Raw genomic sequence first — 19,924 nt, 5'->3', positions numbered from 1 at the left:
AAAAAAGTCTTTGGAATTATTGCCGCGATTGATATGCCAAAAACCTTAAAAAAACGCGCTCTGGCATTAGGACTTTATACCGCGATCATTCATGAAGAGCTTTTTTCAATTGAAATCCCAAAACAGTTTAAAGCAAAAGCCTATTAATCATGAAAACCCCTGAAAAAGATTTAAATTCCTTAAGAAAAAAAGCCGAATACCAACAATTTTCACCGCTAAAAGAAGCCTGTCTCCTTTTTAAACAACATTTTTCCAGCCCTGCGATTTACCCCCTGTTGGCATTAGCCCATGCTCATCTAGGAGAATTTGAACAAAGCGAGAAAAACCTAGCATTCGCTCTAAAACACCGCGCGGAAATGGATGCCGAGGCTTTAATTGATTTAGCCGCTGTTTATATGCTAAAACAAGATCTTGATTTTACCGTTGAAATTTTACAACACGCCTTAAATCGACAACCCAAACACGCTCTAGGATTAGCGCGGTTAGGGTGGTGTCGGCTTCAACAACAACAGTTAAAAGACGCTCACAAATTATTTAGTCAAGCCGCAGAACTTGCCCCAGAGCGAATTTCTATTTTAACCTACTTGGCACAAACGCATTATCAATTAGCCGATTACCCACAAGCACAGTTAACCATAACCCAAGCGCTGCAAACCTTAGAACACATAAAAAAACAACTTCCCGACGTTCTTTTTCAACGCTATCAGCAACAGATTAATCAACTGCAATTACAGCTCTGGGTCAGTCAACAACACTTTGCTCAGGCAGAACATTGGTTACAACAACAAAAAGAAACGCTTGACGATGAAGACTCCTGTGTTGATGAATATATTCAGTATTCGGTTTTACTGGCAGAACATGATTTACATCAACAAGCCGTTGAAATTTTAAGCGAAGAATTAAAGCATTTTAAGGACAATATCCGCTTATTAACCCAGTTAGCTGAATTATCACAAATACAAGGGCATACCCTGCAAGCGATATGTTTACTTAAACGCGCCATAAGTCAAGATGAAGAAAATAGTGCGCTTTGGGTGCAACTTTCAAGTGTTTGCTTACATAATGCAAGCAATGAGGCGAGACACGCAGCCATAAAAGCGGGTGAATTAACCGATGATTTAAATGTTGATGAAACTCATCCACAACCCTTGATTGATTTATTAAAAAATCAAGCAAAAAATGCTTTGGCAATGGTTGAAAGTCAAGAACAAAACTACAGCATTGCTGAAAATTTATTTAACGAAATCATCCAAGAACAGCCTTATTTTTTACCTGCATTACAAGGTCTAGGGCAACAACAAATGCAGTGCGGCAATATTGATGAAGCGTTAGTATTATTTGAAACCGTTAAAAAAATTGATCCCGTAAAAGGCTATTCATCACTGATTAATGCCCGAAGCTTTCCCGATGATGACAAGGTTTTAGAACAATTAGAAAAAGTGGCTAATTTACCAAGCCTTGAAGGTTCATTGAGAACAGGCATTTTATTTCAATTAATCGCGGTCTGGGAAAAGCGGAAGGATTATAACAAAGCCTTTGAATTTGCAATACAAGCGAATCAAGCAACTAAACGATTACTTTCTTATAATGCTAAAGTGCATCGTCAACAATGCGCTCAAATTCGTAGTAGTTTTTGTAAAGCTCTCTATCAACATCGTCCAAATTATGGGCATAAATCAACCTTGCCTGTTTATATCTTAGGGATGCCACGCTCAGGAACAACACTGGTTGAGCAAATTATTTCAGGGCATAGTAAAATTTTTGGCGCAGGCGAATTAGGCGTTATTCCTAATATTGTTCAAGGATTAAATCGCTGGGAACGTCACGTTGGCTCAGAACGGAGTTACCCTGATTGCATTGACGACCTGACTCAACATGTTAGTCATGAGTTGGCAAATAAGATTCTAAAAGAGCTGCAAGAGTATGACCCCCACGCTCAACATGTTGTGGATAAATTACCGCATAATTTTGAAAATATCGGCCTCATTAAATTTTTATTCCCCAATGCAAAAATTATTTCTGTACGCCGTGATCCCCGTGATATAGCTATTTCTAATTATTTTACCGATTACCAAGCAAAACACGGCGGCATGGGCTTTGCTTATGATTTAACGCATATTGGTGAGCAATTGGCCGATCATAATCAAATGATGCAACACTGGAAAGATGTTTTTCCGAATCAAATTTTAGAAATTAATTATGAAGCGGTGGTGGATGATCTCGAAGGCAGTGCCCATAAACTGTTAGCGCATATTGGGGTTGACTGGGAGCCTGATGTCTTGCGTTTTAATGAGTTAAATCGTCCTGTTAAAACCGCCAGTGTTTGGCAAGTTCGCCAACCTGTTTATAAAAGCTCTAAGGCCCGTTGGTTGCATTATCAAAATTATTTAGAGCCGCTTATTAAAGGGACCAATGCAAAAATATCTTTTGATCCCGTTGAAATGATTACATTGCCAGAAGCGGGTTTTTTAACCCGTGGGGTTGATTTGTTTCGTCAACAAAAATTAGATAAAGCTGAAATAAGCTTTAAAAAAATGTTACACCACAACCCAGAACATGCCGCTTGTCATTATATGTTGGGGTTGGTTTATTTACGCAAAGGCTATTTGAATGAGGGAATTGAAAAGGTTGAGATCGCGTTGGACAAAGTTCCTTGGCAGGATGAATGGCGTGAGACGTTGATAAAAGCTTATGAAATGGCGGGCATGGATGATAAAGTAAAAAAACTCGATGGCACGATTAACCCAGCCAAATAGTCAACATTAAAACGAAAAAATATGTAGGTTACTTTAACCAATACTTCGGACAGTTTTAAAAAAGATAGCGGTCTTAATTCTATAAGGGATTGATTTTAAAGGGTTTTATATTTACGAGATGTGTTGATAAATTCTTTTTTAAATCAATGGGTTACAAAAACTGTCCGAACTATTGTTTAACAAGAGAACAGGTACTTTGTGGGAAGCTCGATACACATCAAGTTTAGTACAATCTGAATATTATTTGTTAGCAGTTTACAGATACATTGAGTTAAACCCTGTACGTGCTACTATGGTTGACGATCCTGCTGATTATAGTTTCTCCAGTTATCAAATTAATGCTTTAGGTAAACGTTCTGATTTATGGATGCCTGTCAATTCTCACCACGTTGTTCCAATTTTTCAAAAGCATTAGCTCTAAACTCATCAGGCGAAATCTTGAATAATTCAGGTTTAGTTTTAAACCAACTTTCCATAGCTTCGTAGGGAGTTCTGACTTTCAACTCTCTTCTTAGGCTTCCGTGTCTTCGTGTAAAAAGATAATATAGCAAAAACTTATTTAAACTTTCTTTGAGTTCTCCTATATTTTGATACTCTTCTACTTTAATTGTAGCATTTTTGATAGTACCATTCACTCTCTCTACCATTCCGTTGGTTGCAGGAGTATGTGGAGCTGTTAGTCTATGGTCTATATTGTCCTCACTGCACTCCTTATCAAATTTATGATTACCACTGACTACTCCTTTTCCTCTTGCCCATTTATCTGTGAACTCTAGTCCATTGTCTGTGAGTATATGAGAGAGATAAAAAGGAAAGAACTCTTTACACTCTGCTAGAAATGATACTGCATTATCAGCTGTCTTATTTTTATATACCTTGTAGTACATAAGCCGTGTAGCCCTATCTATGGCGACAAAGAGGTAATATTTGATTCCTTCTAGCTTTGGCATATAGGTGACATCTATATGGAGATACCCAGGTTCATATTCTTTAAACTTCTTTGCTTTCGCTTTTTTCTCTTCTGGAACTTGACTGATACTTTGTGCTTTTAATGTTCTGCTAACATTACTTCTATTTGCTTTTGGTATCACTGGAACTACAGTATCCACTACATCATCTAAGCTCATCCATGTTGTTGTTCTAACAAGCTCTATAAGCCTTTTTTCCAGTGGGTTAAGGGCATAGTGTATCGTATGAGGTATTGAGCTATCATCATCTGTAAAGTCTCTACCTCTCCACTTTGTAATTGTCTTCTGGCTTACTGAGAATTTTTCTGCTAACTCACTACTCTTTAATGCTGAGTTTTGTATAATAGCTCTTGAATGCTTGTTCAACCTCGCATTCGAGTGATAGACTTGTGACATATAAATCCTTTTTTCTGAAAGATTTCGTATGGTATCAAGCTATTGCTTTATTGGCTACCAACTTAAGACGGGACAAAATAAAGAACTAACTGCGATATTCTTGTATCATAGGTTAATGACTAAAAAAACAGAACAACACAGAAAATACGCGCAGCTAGTCACGCAATTATCGCTGAAATTACAACAACAGGCAAGCAAACTGTTCGTAACTTAGCTTCAATTGTTGGTCGCTCAAAAAGCAGTGTGCATCGTCATCGTCAAGCGCAAACAAAGCGAAATCGACATCCTGAATCATCATTATGGGAAACCGAGGCAGGTAGTTCTTGGCAAAGATTAATGGTGTTTTCCGCCTTGTATGTCTTTGGATTAAAGGCAGGCGTAGGTGCAGAGACTTTATCGCTGTTTTTTAAAATGATACGGATTGACACCCATGTGGGCGTATCACCCGACGCACTGCGGACTCAAATCAATAAAATGGAAGTCTTATTGCCGTAGTTTCAGCAAGAATGCGAAAAAGTGTGAAAAAACAAACACGTAAAGTTGTTGCTGGGCTGGATGAGACTTTTTTCGGCAACTTTATGATTTTAGTTTTAATGGACTTACGTTCTGGCTATCTTTTGTTGGAAGATATTAGCGATGATAGGTGCTACGATACTTGGTATAAAAAGGTTTCGCCACGATTAGAATCATTAGGCATTGAGGTTAATCATGCGATTAGTGATCGCGCTAAGGCGTTGATAAAAATGGCAGTGACGGGGTTTAAGTGCGAATCGGGGGCAGATATTTTTCATGCTCAACAAGATATGAGTCGCTGGTTAGGCGCGAAAATCGGCAGGCGTGCAGCAAGGGCTGAAAAACAGCGGCAAGCAGCGCAAACCGCAGAGTCTACTGTTTCTAAAACGGCAACGATGCAGAAAATTATTGGACTTAAAACAACACGGATAACGGCTGAAAAAGAGCTTGAAGAAGCCAAAAAAATACAAACAGATTATCACGAAAACTTACAAGGGATTGCGGATGAAGTTCATCCTTTTTCACTCAATGATAGTCGTATAAACGATGCGGAACAGGTTGAGAAGTTGCTAGAGTTAAGAGCGCGAGCCTTTGAAAAATAGCGGAAAAACAAGGGATTAACGATCATAAAGGCGTGATGAAAAAGTTTCGTAATCAAATAAAACCGTTAGCGGTATCCATCAGTTTTTGGTGGCTTTGGGTACGCGAAACCTTGCAAAATTTGGGGCTTGATGCGGATACCGAATATTGGTTGACCACAACATTATTACCCGTTGTTTATTGGCATCAGAAAATGGAACAAACTAAAAGCCGCAGGTCAAAGGAAAACTATCGAAAAGCTTGGGAAACCGCGTCTGATAAGCTCAAATCAGACCCATTTAGTGCAAAGTTATCAATCAGTGAAATGCAGCGATGGCTAACATTGGCGGAGCATATGGCAAGGCAGTTTCAACGCAGTTCATCTGCGGTGGAAGGGCGAAATGGCTGTTTATCGCAAATGTATCGCAATGGGCGAGGTTTGAATAAAAAGCGATTAAACGCGTTGACGGTCATTCATAACTACGGAATCAAACGTGAGGATGGCACAACCGCCGCCATGCGTTTATTTGATACCGAGTTTCCAGACTTGTTTTCATGGCTACTGAATGAAATGGGCGAGTTACCGCTTCCTAGAAATAGTCGAAAGCGTGTGTTTTCTAACCCTTTGAAATTGCTGGATGTCCCGTCTTAAATTGGTAGCCAAAATTTTTTCTACCCATAAACCTAATTGATCTTTATCAGCGGAATTGATTTTTAATCCTGCCCATTCAGGAAGCGAACCAAACGTATCTACTTTAAATCTCAGGGTAAAGATAAAATTTCTAAAATAGATTTGACAACATATCATAAAAGAACGAACATTTACATACTTTGAATATCCACGACCTACAGGCTGAAACTAACGCCATTTATCAAGAAATCGCTCAAATTGAAAGTAGCGAAGCGCAGGATATTGTCAAAAAAATATTCAATAGACTTGTTCTTTAAGAAGAAGTTAATATATCATGTTAAAATTCCATAGGATAGCCGCTAAAAAAGAAAATAAATCTTTTACACCTTCTTTTTTATTTCTAAACTTGTCAACTAGGCATCTATATCTTTTCATTCCACCGATTACATGCTCAACAATGACTCTTTCACGACTCATCTCTTTGTTTTCTTTTTTTTGATTTTCAGTTAATGTTGGGTTTGGATTATGCTTAGATTTATTTGGTTTTTTATGAGGAATATTTACCGAATTAGTTTTATATTCATTATTAAACCCCAAATAACCTAAATCAATAAATATATTAAAATTACTAAACCAATTTAATTCTGGATTAAATTCTTTTTAAACATTCCATAATCATGATTTTTACCGGAAAACTAACCCCAATATATAAAATTAAATGACCTAAAGAAGCTATAGTGGTATTTTTAATTGTATGCTGTTTTTTTTACCACTGTAAAATTCATTTTGTTCTTCATAGTCACTAGGGCGTTGTACAGCACGCTCTGTAGCATCTATTATCAATGTTTGAACTCCGCCAAAAGCCTGCTGCATTTCTTCAGGGGTTGAAAAACTTGTTGCAGGTAAAACATTAAATATATCTAACGTCTTTATTAAAATTGGAAATAATTTGTATACATGAGTATGGGCGCATGATTTATTCATATTAAAAGAAAACCCTAAGTGATCGAAAGTAGAATAACACTTCATATAATTTAATATAAATAATAATTTGTCTGCGGGTGTTTTTAATGTGCTATCTAAACCACTACCGTATTTTCTTTCTTTATTTTCATGTTTTTCTTTTTGATCTTCAATAAGGGTCTTTTCAAATAGAGATAATAGTAAAATAAAATGTTCTGTTTTTAATCCTGTTAAAGTTCTTAACTGTCTATCATCATAAATTCTTGGTAAAATTTCTTTTATTTTCATGTTATACTTTGATTTTTATTTTTTATAGAAATTTATTATAAAGCTTATTTATTATTTTTAATAATTTAATTTAAAGTTTATTTATTAGGCTGTATCAACTGATTGTGAGTGTTATCAAGTATATATAAGCAATTGATTTTAATATATTTTATTTAGAAGAACAAGTCTATTTATTAGGCTGTATCAACTGATTGTGAATGTTATCAAGTATATATAAGCAATTGATTTTAATATATTTTATTTAGAAGAACAAGTCTAATGTGGTGAGACCAGACAATTTTTAATATAAATAATAATTTGTCTGCGGGTGTTTTTAATGTGCTATCTAAACCACTACCGTATTTTCTTTCTTTATTTTCATGTTTTTCTTTTTGATCTTCAGTAAGGGTCTTTTCAAATAGAGATAATAGTAAAATAAAATGTTCTGTTTTTAATCCTGTTAAAACTCTTAACTGTCTATCATCATAAATTCTTGGTAAAATTTCTTTTATTTTCATGTTATACTTTGATTTTTATTTTTTATAGAAATTTATTATAAATCTTATTTATTATTTTTAATAATTTAATTTAAAGTTTATTTATTAGGCTGTATCAACTGATTATGAATGTTATTAAATATATGTAAGTAATTGATTTTAATATATTTTATTTAGAAGAATAAGTCTAATACCTGGGGAGGGAGTTACTGGTAAAATACTGACTACTTTAGGTGTCTTGATTAATTTTTTCGGTAATCGTATCATTATATTTATTTGCCTCATAAAAAACGTCTTCTGAAAGGTATATATCATCAATTTTTCTATCCTTGTCATTATTTTTGGCATATTGTGCGTATATTTTAAAGAGCTTAGGATTAACAATAATGCCTGCCATAACAATAAGATCAAAGAAAGCATAAAAAGATTTGCTTCCTATTGAATACCGTGTTGTATCATGAAAACGATGCGCTACGGCAATGTTAGTAGCCGTGGATTCATCATCATTTTCAACTTGATGCCACCAAAAACCAGGATTAACTAAGACATCCGCTTCTTTAAGATGTGCTTTTATTTTTGGAGCTTTATTAAAAAGTTTAAATTCAGAGACGGTATCACTTGTTTCCATATAAGGTATACGGGTACGCATAAGAAAAACACCAGGTGTCATTGTACTCGTTAACGGATAAAAACAAGGCGTATATTTTTGCTCTGAAAGTGTCCATTTTTTTTCACCTTTTAACATGGCAAAAATATTACCTACAGGTTCATAATGAAAACGGGTGCAATTTCGTGCAGTCCCCATAAAAAAATCCATACTCGTAATCTTTAATTTAAGAGCTTTTTCAAAACTTGAAAAGTTTAGTTCTCTAAGTAGGTTTCTATTGTTCGCAAAAATATTAGAAGCGCCTATAATATATTTGTTTGATTTTCCCGTTTTACTGTCATCAATAAACTTTCCTAACTTTTCAGGTGTAAATGTTCCTTGTGTTTTATCCTTTTTTGTGGAGTTTGAAAAAACATTAACCTCACAATCGTAGTAATTTTGTTCAAAATAATCAGCACTCCATTTTTCAAATGCTTCTATATGCTTACAGCCGCCTCTAATAATAAAAGGTTGCTTCTTCTTTAATAACGATAAGTCATTCGTCTTAATTAAGTCTTCCCACTCAATTTCTTCTATCGCTTTAACATTGTGATCAGGGATACCTTCTTTTTCAAGACGATTAAGTAAATTATCCTCAATCTTTGCCTCAAAACCTTTTAATAATTTATCTTTTCGGGTTAAAAACCGTAATGTCCAAATTAATTCATACGATAATTTTTCTTTTAACGTTAAGTTCCAGTCTAAATAGCTATCGGTTGTGTTTGTTGGAATAGCACTCATTATATTACCTTCTTATCTATATTTAATAATCAACACTTCGGATAGTTTTAATGCGAGATAACCCCGAAGCTACAAAGCTCCTCGTATTGAGAAGAGCATTTTATTAAACTCAGGTCTACCCCAGAGTTTAATAAAATACGTTCAATCGATAACTCATTGAAAAATCTAGTCTTCCAGCTACCTATTGAAATTGGTTTTCGTTTAGGACTTAAAAGTCGGTCATGCCATTTAATCAAATTTAGCGCAGTAAAACGTGCCTTAAAATGGCTGTGTAAAGCAGGTTCAGAACGTGCTTGGCAATCACAAAGTCCTGTAAATTGTTTAGCATCACGAAATAGAAATTCAATCTGAAACCGTGCCTTGTAATAATTATAAAGTGTCATTGCATCTATCTCTGTATCTGTTGAGAACAACAAGGCATAACGTGTACCTTGTGACGTTGTTTTAACTAAATAAGCGATGCGAATATTACATTTCAATGAGACAGAATTAACGATTGCTGTATAAATCTTAACACCACCCTGTTTACCTGCTAATTCTAATTTTCTCGTCTCACCCACAATCCATTTACTGTCATAACATTTATGGCGACCTTTTTCTTTTTGCACACCTTCGTAGAGTAAACGTAAATTAGCATCATAACGTAATTTTCCAATTTGATGGTAACCTTTAGCGATCACGCCATGGGTAAACTTTTGTTTAGAATCCCAAAACTTAGCTAAACCGTAAGTTTTTTCACCACTTTTGTTAACAAAGCTACACTCTAAAGCCGCTATTTTTTGTCCCGACGTTGAAAGAATTTCATTATTACCTACCTGATTAAATTTAAGAAAATCTAACTTTTTATTAAACCATCGACGATAGGTTTTTTCTGATAACTCATTGTAACGGCTGAGATTTGTATAGTTAGCCTTACCTCTAAAGCTTATCAAATTACTTAATAGGCTAGATAAAATTTTTTTGTGGTTTAGAACCACTAGACATTTTTTCTAAAATCGTTTCTATTAGTTGCATGGAAATCTTCTTTTCAGGAAATTGTTGCTTTAGAAACTACATTTTCCTATGAATTGAAGATTTCCTCTACTTTTAAAACTGTCCGAAGTATTGGTCCATAGGAATTGGACACTGAAGTAATTTAAATATTGGCTTTGCAACTTTACTCATATAAACTATAAGTACTTGATCAAAAGTTTTCTCACAACTATTGCTTAAATATCAAGTTGTTATAAATATAAAATATATGAAAACTTATGCTCAAGCACTTAGTTCCAATAGAATGATCTTGCAACGATAAGTCAGTTGCTAAAAACTTACAAGGTGAATTTTAGAAAAATATAACAACAGCCTAATAAGCCCTATGTACAATTAAAACATTATTTTTCAACCGTATGTCGTTTTTGCGTCCATGCGGCTATTTCTTGACGAATCATTTCTGTCATAGCGGCACGATCACCTCTATAAAATAAATTAAACGCTTCAAAAGGAATCAGTGTGCCATTCGCTTGTGCTATATGAACACATGATTTTTTTAAAGCACGAATATCAAGATTACGCGCATCCATAAATTGTACAATCAACACTCGAAAGACATGATCGTAATTCATACCCTCCCCTGCAATTTTAGGCAAACAACATAATAATTCAGATACATATTTTGCTTGTTTAAGCGGGGATAAGTTTGTTGAAAAAAGTTTAAACAGTTGTTTTTTTAACGCCTCATCACGCTCAAAAATAATCGTATTCTTATTACCTGCCAGTAAATCAGCAGGCTTTAACCAGCGTGTTAAAGGGAAGGTTTTATTCCCTTGTTTTAAGGCATACGCCATTGCTAAAGTATCAGGATTACAAGGGACGGGCATAATGTCATCAAGATTAAATAAGCCCGATTGTTCCGCTATTTTTCGACGAATTTCAGATACAGTTAATCTATTTTTAGTTTCAAAATCATCTACGCGACCCGCATTTTGTATCGGCTGTAAGGTTACACCACGAACACATGTCCATGTTAGCGCGTGTTGAATAACATCCCCTATTTCATGATCATTGAGTCCTTGCTTAACGGTCATCACCAAGGTCGTCGAAAGATTATAACGTTCCAATTGTTCTAACGCGGCTTGATGCGTTTCAAGTAAGTGCGCTCCCCGTAAATTTTGTAACGCAGGGTTCGCTAAGGAGTCAAATTGTAAATAAATTTCTATCCCTGGTTTATATTGACTTAAACGCTGTACAAATTCAGGGGCATTAGCAATGCGAAGTCCATTGGTATTAATCATTAAATGCCGAATAGGGCGTTCTCGAACCGCATCAAGAATGGCAAAAAAATCGGGATGAATTGTGGGTTCGCCACCTGAAATTTGTACAATATCGGCTTCACCTTCATGCTTTACCACCGTATCTAACATGGCGATGACTTCTGTAAGAAACGCATGTTTTCCATGATTAGGCGCGGATTCTGCGTAACACACAGGGCAACTTAAATTACATTGCTCAGTGACTTCAACGACACTTACGCAGGAATGCTGCATGTGATCGGGACAAAGACCGCAATCAAATGGACAGCCATATTCCATTGAGGTGCTGAACTGTTCAGGCATTTCAGGGGGTTTAACATAAACTTCACGGCATAAGCGATAATAGTTGGCATCATCACTGATGAGTACGCGCTCCGTTTTATGAGCGGGACACCATTTTTCTAAATAAACGTGATTCTCTTTAATTAAAATTTTCGCTTCGACAGGACGCAAACACGTTGTACATACTGAGGTCGTCGTATCGTAAAAAAGATAAGGACGGTTTTTTCGGCTCATAAGTCTTAAAATTGAAAATAGTATCGATATTGCCGTGATGGCGTGAAGGGTGAAAAATAGTTTTCTTAATCCTTATTTTTAGTCGAAAAAGAGAGCTAATCCATCAAAATCGTAAACAAAAGTATTGGCGCTCCCCCTAAAATGATTAAGCCATCTGCGGCTATCGCTAAAGGTGTTAACAGAATTTTTTTAACCACTCCTGACGCTGAAAGGGGCATTTCTTCAATCATGTGCAGCTTATATTTTTTGTTGAGAAATAATGTCTTAGGTAGTTTAAACGAATCGGCTGAATAACGCGTGCCTTCTAAAGAGCCATGATAGTTGAGTATTTTTAACGCCTTATTTTCAGTGAAGCCTTTAGCCATTAACAGAGCGTTGGTTTCTACGGATAAATCAGGGGATTTTTTAACGATCAACGTGTATGTACCTGAAACAGACTGTTCAGTATCAATTTTAAAACTTGAAAAGGAGGCTTTTATACGTTTTTTTTCAGGCCATTGAAGAATAAATTTTAAGGTGTTATCAGGGGCTGCAAAAATATAATGGTGTTTTTTTCCAATCACAACCAATTGGGTACCTTGCTCGGTAATTAAAAAGCTACGCGCTTCTTCAGTATAGGTTCGTGAATTTTTACCGTCATAGAGCAGGGGCGTAAAACACGCATTTCCCAATAATAAGAAAGCAAGTGTCATTACTAATATCAAACTTTTTTTCATTTTACTGGCCTCTAAAAGGAGTAGAGTTCGTTTATTCGCTAACTATTTGGCGTTAAAATCATTTCGATTGCTTCCGCGTTAAACGTATATTTTTGCCCACAGAATTCACAATCAACCGCAACGATTTCTTGCTCCTTAAGTGCAGATTCTAAATCATCACGCCCTAAAGTTTGCAATGTTTCTATAATTTTTTCGCGTGAACAGGAGCATTTAAACGTAACCGTTTGTGGCTCAAAAAGTCTGAGTTTGTCTTCATTAAAGAGGCGATAAAGCACGGTCTCGCAGTCTAAATTTAAGAGTTCATCCGCAGTAATCGTATTCGCAACGGCTGTAATTCGCTCCCAATCCAATTCCTCACGACCTTCCGTCGGAATTTTTTGTAAAAACAACCCTGCTACTTGGGTTTTATCACTAAATAACCATACACGCGTAGGCAGTTGTTCGGATTGTTGAAAGTAATTTTCAATCACTTCGGCTAATCCGTTCGCCTCTAAAGAAACAATGCCTTGATAAGGCTCTCCATTTTCTGCCTTCGTGGTTAACACTAACCGCCCTTCTCCCATCATTGTTTGTAAAGAGCCTTCGGCCATTTTCTTATCGCCTCTAACCAGCCCTCTAATTTCTTGTTGGTCACTGGCTTGGGCGACTAAGGTATGCAATGCGCCATTTCCTTGCGCTTGTAAAACCATGGAGCCTTTAAATTTGATGGTTGCTGAAAGTAAAGTCACCGCCGCTAAAGCCTCTCCTAATTGTGAAGCAACATGATCGGATAGCGATTGATAGTGTTTTGCGGCTTGGAAACTGGTTTGCAAATGCACCCATTCGCCCCGAACGCCTAGGTCGTCAAATAAAAAGCGGCGTAAGCAATCATTTTGGTTCATAAATTTCTCAAGCAAAAAGGATATAATCTAAATTCATTATTCCATAGTACAAGGGTTTGGAAAGGATTGCTTTAAAAATGTTTTTCTTCGCTTAATCCTAGTAAGAAACGCTTGTAAAATGGTACAGTCATACCCATTGATAATGATTACCAACCCTATCTCTTCAGGAAAAATTTTTATGACGATTAAAACACCCGCTATTCAATCCGAAGCCAGTATTTTAGAGACCAATAAAGTCCTTAAAAATACCTATTTGCTTTTATCTGCAACACTTGTTTTTAGTGGCTTTATGGCCGCTTTATCGCTGTATTTAGAATTACCCCATTTTGGAATGTTAATTACGTTCGGTGGTTACTTTGGTCTCTTATTCTTAACCACCAAATTTAGTAATAGCAGTCTAGGTATCTTATTTGTTTTCGCTTTAACAGGCTTTATGGGATTAACGTTAGGGCCTATTTTAAATGTTTATTTAAGTTCGTTCGTCAATGGCGGACAATTAATTATGACCGCGTTAGGCGGCACAGGCGTTATATTTCTTGGTCTATCCGGTTACGCCTTAACCTCTCGTAAAGATTTTAGTTTCATCGGTGGCTTTTTGATGATAGGAATTTTGGTGGCCTTTTTAGCAGGCATTGCCGCCGTCTTTTTACCTATTCCTGGTTTATCATTAGCCGTGTCTGCGATGTTTATTTTATTAATGTCAGGATTAATTTTGTATCAAACCAGCGAGATTATTCATGGTGGAGAAACCAACTATATTTTAGCAACGATTACCTTGTATATTACTATTTATAATATGTTCCTAAGTTTATTGCATATCTTAGGCGTTGTCGGCGGGAATGATTAAACGCTTCGGCTTTTATTATCACCCCCAAAAAAGCCCCGTCATTTTGATTGGGCTTTTTTGTTTGCTGTCCATGATTTCAGGATGCTGGCGAGAAACAGATCCTAGCGATGTCACTATTTTATTCTGGACTGCATTATCTGAAAAAAACTGGGATGAGGCTAAGGAATATAGCGTAGAGGGATCAGAGGCTTTATTTGATAAAACCCAAGGCTATGGTTATTTACAAACAGGGAACGTTGTTATTAATTATGATAACGCTACTGTTGAAACGATGATTAGCCGTAAAACTGCTGCAAAGGGTCACTCTTTTATAACTTATTTAGTGCGGGTTAAACAAAGTGATTTATGGAAGGTTGATTATGCACGAACCAAGGCTGAAATCAAACAAAGAGAGTTTAAAGATGCACTTAAAATTATTCAACAACTCAGTTCGGCAGTAAAAATAACAGTTAAACAAAAAATGTCATTGATTAAAAATAAAGCAATTTCATTATTCGTTACCGTTAAAAAATGGTTTAAAAAACAAACAAAAAAGTGGTTTAAATAAATTTTAGGAACGCTATTTGATCGTAAGTAGGTCGCCCAACTCAACGTATTTATCCCGCAAAATAACTAAAAGCGAGCTAAACTATAAAAATAAATATTCACATTTCAATAAAAAACTAAGAAAAAAGAGTCACTATGAATAAACTTATCATTATTTTAATTGTTATCGGATGTGGATTTTCCATCCTCTCAAAGCCTACGGATGAAGTGTTAGAGAAGCAAATTTTCTCACAAATTTTATCGGAGGTAAAATCACCAAAAACTGATGCAAACAATGGTATTGTAGATAGCTTCATCAATTTTTCTTGCAATCTTTTTCCAAATAAATGCGCTCAACAAATATACGATACAAGCGTAACCATCGAGATAGAAGATAATATCCTGTTTAAAACAGCCAATGTTAAAATAGGCGATAAGAACCAGTCCTGTATCGGGATAATTAATACGTGGAAATGTTAATACGACACAACTTCGCTTAACATTCATCAATAGTGTTTAGCGCATGTTATTTGGATCATAAACCTCGCCTTTCTTTAATTTAAAACGATGATTATAACCGCGATTATTACCCTCTTAATCATGCTGCTATTCGGAATGCCGCTATTCATTATTATCTTAGCCGCAACCTTGCTCGGATTTTATAACGCAGAGATTGATTTAGCGGTTATTAGCATTGAAATTTACCGCATTGCCGATACCCCTCTACTCGTTGCTTTACCCTTATTTACCTTCGCAGGTTATATTCTTTCAGAGAGCAATACCTCAGAACGTCTATTAAAATTAACACGGGTATTTTTTGGCTGGATGCCTTCGGGGTTAGCCATTATATCCTTGCTAAGTTGCGCCCTATTTACCGCGTTTACAGGCGCATCAGGGGTTACCATTGTTGCGTTAGGGGCATTACTATTACCCGCTTTAATCAAAGAGGGTTATCCTGAAAAATTAAGCTTAGGCTTGGTGACCACAACGGGGAGTTTAGGCTTATTGCTCCCACCATCGGTTCCTCTTATTTTGTATGGCATCATTGTTCAACAAATGAATTTGGGCATAAAAATTTCGTTATCCCAATTATTCATTGCAGGACTATTACCTGCGTTAGTCATGATTTTATTACTGGCGGCATGGCTGATTTGGACAACCCGAAAATTAAAATTTTCAAAAACCCCTTTTTCAATCACTGCGGCAAAATCCGCTTTATTCGATACAATATGGTTAATTCCCCTGCCATTTTTTATTTTTATCGGGGTTTTTGGCGGAATTTTTACAATCTCAGAAATAGCCGCTATCACCGTATTTTATATTTTAATTGTCGAAGTTTTTATCCATAAAGAAATAAAATTAGCCCAACTAAATAAGATAAGCTTAGACGCTATTCAAATGATCGGCAGTATTTTATTAATTTTAGCGGTTGCAATGGCCTTCACTAATTATTTAGTCGATGCTGAAATCCCAATGCACCTATTTACTTGGGTTAAAGCGCATGTCGAAACTAAGTTTACCTTTCTAATCTTACTCAACTTATTTTTACTCATTTTAGGGGCAATATTAGATGTATTTTCAGCCTTAATTATTATTGTTCCCTTAATTGTGCCTATTGCATTAGGCTATGATATTCATCCTTTGCATTTAGGGGTTATCTTTTTAGCCAATATGCAGATTGGTTATTTCACACCGCCTGTAGGGATGAATCTATTTATTGCCAGTTACCGTTTTAATAAACCCATCACTGAAATTTACCAAGCTACAATTCCTTTCATGTTAATCCTATTGCTTGCCGTGTTGATTATTACTTATATCCCTTGGCTCAGTACTTGGTTTTTATAACCTAAGGGCCGACTATCCAATTAAGAAAGTAACTCTTGAAATTCAAATATAAAATACGATTTAAAAATATTATTGATAAAACTAGGGGCATTTATATTATCTAGGATTTGTTGCTGTTCTTGTTTTTGGTGATTTTGCCAAACTAATAAATCGTAATAATTACGAATATTTTCAACATAAACAAGAGGCTCATGACCGCGTGCATAGCCATGTTTGGTTTGTTTATGCCAAGAGGGTTGCGATAATTTGGCTAAAAATTTCTTTACGTCTATCCATTTATCAGGACTTCCTCCATACCGTTTCGTGAGTATTCTAGCGTCTTCTACATGACCAAATCCCACATTATAAGAGGCCAGCGCAAACCATGTTCGATCAGGTTCTTGAACACGTTGAGGAATGACCTTTAATCGTTGATAAAAATATAAAGCCCCGCCCTGAATACTTTGTTTTGGGTCGATTCTATTTTTAACCCCCACTTGTTTTGCGGTGTCCTTGGTTAACATCATAATTCCTCGCACCCCTGTCGGCGAAATTGCTGACTCCTCCCAATGTGATTCCTGATAACCTATTGCAGCTAATAAACGCCAATCAATGTTATATTTTTTACCCATTTCAACAAAATACGGTTTGTATTCGGGCAGTCTACTTCGTTGACGTTGATCAAATTTTAATTTATCAAACGCGGTTAATTTTTCAGCATGACCATAGTGACGTTCTAATAGCTGGGCCAGAGTTTTATCTTTTTTGATTCGATCAAAAAAAGCGGTGACTTCGTTATATAAACTGTCATCTTTAGAAAGAGGTAAAGCCCATGCTAATGCTCTCGGTTTTGCAATTTCAAACGCAATATGTAATTTAGGATAAAAACGACGCATAAGAATCATTTGATTAGAATCCGCCACGGTGTAATCAATAAGTCCATCATTAACTAATCCTAACAACTGGTGACTATCTAACGTTTGACTGCTAATCCAGGTTAAATTAGGATGGTCCTTTTTTTGGAGTAACCTAAGGCTTTCAGTATGACTTGTTCCAAGCGTAACCTCCAAAATTCCATTTTCTAAATCCGCAATCGTCTTGGGTCGAGCGACGCGTGAACTATAGATAATTTGTTCACTCACTTTATGATAAAACGGAGAGAACCGTAGCTTTTTTTGACGTTCTTCGGTGACGGTAAGTCCAGCCGCTGCTATATCAACCGTGCCTGCAATCGTTTTTTTAAGAATAGATTCAAATTTTTGGGGAATTTGAAATTTAACCTTAACTCCAAGTTGTTTAGCAAATAACATGACTAAATCATACTCTAAACCACTATATCCTCCTGTAGGAAGCGGGTAATACGTGGTCGGGTCAACTCGGGTCGCCACCTGTAAAACCCCCGCTTGTTTTATTTTTTCTAATTTAGACAGTTTGTTTTTAGCAGGAGGGGTGCTCATATCATCACAAGAAATTAAACTCAGCGATGAAATAAACGCAATCAATAGTAAGCGAACTATTTTCAAGTAATCATTAACGAAGTTGTTTATACGCATTAATTAACCCATTCGTTGAGCTATCGTGACTATCAATAACCGCGTCATTTTTAAGCTCAGGTAAAATAACTTTGGCCAAAACTTTGCCTAATTCAACACCCATTTGGTCAAATGAATGAATATTCCAAATAACCCCTTGTGTAAAAATTTTATGCTCGTAAAAAGCAATTAAAGTGCCTAATGTTTTAGGGGTCAATTTTTTAAATAAAAAACTACTTGATGGTTTATTTCCTAAAAATACTTTAGACGCAATCAGTTTTTTATCTAATTTATCACTCCCCTCTAAATCTTGCTCAACTTCATTTGCATTTTTTCCGTGCATCAACGCTTCAGGCTGGGAAAGAAAATTAGAAATTAAAATATCATGATGTTTAGGTAAATCATAATGACTTTGTGCGGGGGCTAAAAAATCACAAGGAATTAATTTAGTGCCTTGGTGCATTAATTGATAAAACGCATGTTGACCATTAGTCCCAGGTTGTCCCCATATAATAGGGCCTGTGCTGTAGTCTACATGATTGCCGTCTCTATCTGTATTTTTACCATTACTTTCCATATCACCTTGCTGAAAATAATCGGCAAAAAAAGTCAGTGATTGGGCATAGGGTAAAATTACATGCGATTGCGCCCCTAAAAAATTGTTATACCAAACGCCGAGTAACGCCATGATAACAGGAATATTTTCTTCAAAGGGAGCATTATAAAAATGTTGATCGGCTTCAAATGCGCCTTCTAATAACGCTTCAAAGTTATCCATTCCAATATAAAGCGCAACCGATAATCCAATGGATGACCAAATAGAGTAACGTCCACCAACCCAATCCCAGAACGTAAATATATTGACTTCATCTATACCAAAGGCCGTCACATTTTCAGGATGCGTCGAAATAGCTACAAAATGTTTTTTAATCGCCGCTTCATTAGGTGCGGATTCTAAAAACCATTTTTTCGTCGAATGCGCATTAGTCATGGTTTCTTGGGTTGTAAACGATTTAGAGGTGATAATAAACAACGTTGTTTCAGGGTTTAATGGTGTTAAGGTTTCCACTAAATCAGCTTGGTCAACATTGGATATAAAATGAACCTTAAAATTCGCTAACGCATAAGGAACCAATGCGGTGGCAACCATTTTAGGGCCTAAGTCAGACCCCCCAATGCCAATATTAACAATATCCGTTACTGTTTTGCCACTGTAACCTTTCCACTGACCTGAGTGAACTTTTTGACAAAATGCGCGCATTTTTACAAGTTCCGCTCTTATTTGCGGCATAACATCTTTTTTATTAAAAAAAACAGCTTGCTGACTACGGTTTCGCAACGCCGTATGTAACACTGCTCGACGTTCTGTCGTATTAATCATTTCCCCTGAAAACATGGCCTCACGCTTCTTTTTTAGCTGGGTTGCCTTAGCCAAATTAAGTAATAGAGGTAAAGTCTCATCATTAATCAAATTTTTTGAATAATCGAAGAGGATGTCATTAAATGATAACGAAAATTTATCAAATCGCTGAGGGTCTGATAAAAAAATATCTCGCAAAGGAAATGGATGGTTTTTTTTATGGTGGGCTTGGATCGCTTTCCATTCTACCGAGTTTGACAAAGTTGACATTTTTCCCCCAAAAATTACAAAATAGTAAGCAGTCTACGAAAAGGTGACGAGGATAGCAATAACTGTATTATTATGTTCTAATATTGCAAAGCCTAGATAATTCTAAATTTGGCTTTCATTACGCACGGTTACCTTTATTTTTAAAGGGTAATATGCTACAGTCAAGTGTTATTTTTACAGTGACTTAAGTGTCTATTGTATTAGG

19 protein-coding genes are annotated in these 19,924 nt (G+C 36.0%); 8 read left to right on the top strand and 11 right to left on the bottom strand.

All coding sequences use genetic code 11. The features are described 5' to 3' along the window. The first annotated feature begins 149 nt into the window (after nt 1-149). Entirely contained in the window at nt 150-2,756 is a 2,607-nt protein-coding gene (locus Q9M50_03690; protein ID MDQ7089731.1) for a sulfotransferase, read from the top strand. A 374-nt stretch (nt 2,757-3,130) separates the two neighbouring features. Here the strand turns inward: Q9M50_03690 and Q9M50_03685 are convergent, their stop codons facing one another. Next, nucleotides 3,131-4,120: a DDE-type integrase/transposase/recombinase gene (locus tag Q9M50_03685; GenBank protein MDQ7089730.1), complete on the bottom strand. Its 990-nt coding sequence runs from the start codon at nt 4,118-4,120 to the stop codon at nt 3,131-3,133. Between the two features lie 243 nt (nt 4,121-4,363). On the opposite strand from Q9M50_03685, the gene Q9M50_03680 reads away from it, so the two are divergent. The 3 genes from Q9M50_03680 to Q9M50_03670 are packed head-to-tail and all read left to right on the top strand — an operon-like array spanning nt 4,364 to nt 5,864. Further along, complete coding sequence (locus tag Q9M50_03680; protein MDQ7089729.1) at nt 4,364-4,615, top strand: hypothetical protein; 252 nt, start codon at nt 4,364-4,366, stop codon at nt 4,613-4,615. Nucleotides 4,616-4,638: 23 nt separating this feature from the next. Continuing rightward, nucleotides 4,639-5,235 carry a hypothetical protein gene (locus Q9M50_03675; GenBank protein ID MDQ7089728.1) on the top strand — a complete coding sequence of 199 codons (597 nt, stop codon included), beginning with the start codon at nt 4,639-4,641 and terminating at the stop codon, nt 5,233-5,235. Nucleotides 5,236-5,270: 35 nt separating this feature from the next. Further along, nucleotides 5,271-5,864 (top strand): DUF6399 domain-containing protein, encoded by a 594-nt coding sequence (locus Q9M50_03670; protein ID MDQ7089727.1) that lies wholly within the window; start codon nt 5,271-5,273, stop codon nt 5,862-5,864. Nucleotides 5,865-6,167: 303 nt separating this feature from the next. On the opposite strand, the gene Q9M50_03665 is transcribed toward Q9M50_03670, so the two are convergent. The 8 genes from Q9M50_03665 to hslO form a co-directional block, all read right to left on the bottom strand. Beyond that, nucleotides 6,168-6,440 (bottom strand): transposase family protein, encoded by a 273-nt coding sequence (locus Q9M50_03665; GenBank protein MDQ7089726.1) that lies wholly within the window; start codon nt 6,438-6,440, stop codon nt 6,168-6,170. 135 nt (nt 6,441-6,575) lie between these two features. Beyond that, complete coding sequence (locus tag Q9M50_03660) at nt 6,576-7,094, bottom strand: transposase family protein (protein MDQ7089725.1); 519 nt, start codon at nt 7,092-7,094, stop codon at nt 6,576-6,578. Nucleotides 7,095-7,321: 227 nt separating this feature from the next. Beyond that, nucleotides 7,322-7,591: a hypothetical protein gene (locus tag Q9M50_03655; GenBank protein MDQ7089724.1), complete on the bottom strand. Its 270-nt coding sequence runs from the start codon at nt 7,589-7,591 to the stop codon at nt 7,322-7,324. A 208-nt stretch (nt 7,592-7,799) separates the two neighbouring features. Continuing rightward, nucleotides 7,800-8,957, bottom strand: coding sequence for a cupin-like domain-containing protein (locus Q9M50_03650; protein ID MDQ7089723.1), 1,158 nt, complete (start codon nt 8,955-8,957; stop codon nt 7,800-7,802). Nucleotides 8,958-9,004: 47 nt separating this feature from the next. Further along, complete coding sequence (locus tag Q9M50_03645; protein MDQ7089722.1) at nt 9,005-9,889, bottom strand: transposase; 885 nt, start codon at nt 9,887-9,889, stop codon at nt 9,005-9,007. 441 nt (nt 9,890-10,330) lie between these two features. After that, nucleotides 10,331-11,764, bottom strand: coding sequence for a radical SAM protein (locus Q9M50_03640; GenBank protein ID MDQ7089721.1), 1,434 nt, complete (start codon nt 11,762-11,764; stop codon nt 10,331-10,333). A gap of 95 nt (nt 11,765-11,859) precedes the next feature. Continuing rightward, a complete protein-coding gene (locus tag Q9M50_03635) occupies nt 11,860-12,480 on the bottom strand; it encodes a hypothetical protein (GenBank protein ID MDQ7089720.1) in 621 nt (206 codons plus the stop codon). 38 nt (nt 12,481-12,518) lie between these two features. Continuing rightward, a complete protein-coding gene (gene hslO / locus Q9M50_03630; protein ID MDQ7089719.1) occupies nt 12,519-13,361 on the bottom strand; it encodes an Hsp33 family molecular chaperone HslO in 843 nt (280 codons plus the stop codon). A 178-nt stretch (nt 13,362-13,539) separates the two neighbouring features. Here hslO and Q9M50_03625 point away from each other — a divergent pair, with 178 nt between their 5' ends. From Q9M50_03625 to Q9M50_03610, 4 genes are all read left to right on the top strand, one after another. After that, entirely contained in the window at nt 13,540-14,208 is a 669-nt protein-coding gene (locus tag Q9M50_03625) for a Bax inhibitor-1/YccA family protein (protein MDQ7089718.1), read from the top strand. After that, nucleotides 14,201-14,755 (top strand): hypothetical protein, encoded by a 555-nt coding sequence (locus tag Q9M50_03620; protein MDQ7089717.1) that lies wholly within the window; start codon nt 14,201-14,203, stop codon nt 14,753-14,755. The genes Q9M50_03625 and Q9M50_03620 overlap by 8 nt, the downstream gene beginning before the upstream one ends. A 134-nt stretch (nt 14,756-14,889) precedes the next feature. Continuing rightward, nucleotides 14,890-15,213 carry a hypothetical protein gene (locus Q9M50_03615; protein ID MDQ7089716.1) on the top strand — a complete coding sequence of 108 codons (324 nt, stop codon included), beginning with the start codon at nt 14,890-14,892 and terminating at the stop codon, nt 15,211-15,213. Nucleotides 15,214-15,300: 87 nt separating this feature from the next. Further along, nucleotides 15,301-16,578 carry a TRAP transporter large permease subunit gene (locus Q9M50_03610; GenBank protein ID MDQ7089715.1) on the top strand — a complete coding sequence of 426 codons (1,278 nt, stop codon included), beginning with the start codon at nt 15,301-15,303 and terminating at the stop codon, nt 16,576-16,578. A gap of 20 nt (nt 16,579-16,598) precedes the next feature. Here the strand turns inward: Q9M50_03610 and mltF are convergent, their stop codons facing one another. Continuing rightward, a complete protein-coding gene (mltF, locus tag Q9M50_03605) occupies nt 16,599-18,110 on the bottom strand; it encodes a membrane-bound lytic murein transglycosylase MltF (GenBank protein MDQ7089714.1) in 1,512 nt (503 codons plus the stop codon). Next, the gene (gene pgi, locus Q9M50_03600) at nt 18,088-19,719 is read right to left on the bottom strand and encodes a glucose-6-phosphate isomerase (GenBank protein ID MDQ7089713.1); all 1,632 of its coding nucleotides are present in this window, start codon (nt 19,717-19,719) and stop codon (nt 18,088-18,090) included. Before pgi ends, mltF begins: the two co-directional genes overlap by 23 nt. Nucleotides 19,720-19,924: the final 205 nt, after the last annotated feature.

Source organism: Methylococcales bacterium (assembly GCA_030949405.1).
Taxonomy (GTDB): domain Bacteria; phylum Pseudomonadota; class Gammaproteobacteria; order Methylococcales; family Methylomonadaceae; genus WTBX01.
The sequence above is the reverse complement of the archived record's forward strand: the minus strand, read 5'-3'. Positions and strand labels throughout refer to the sequence as shown.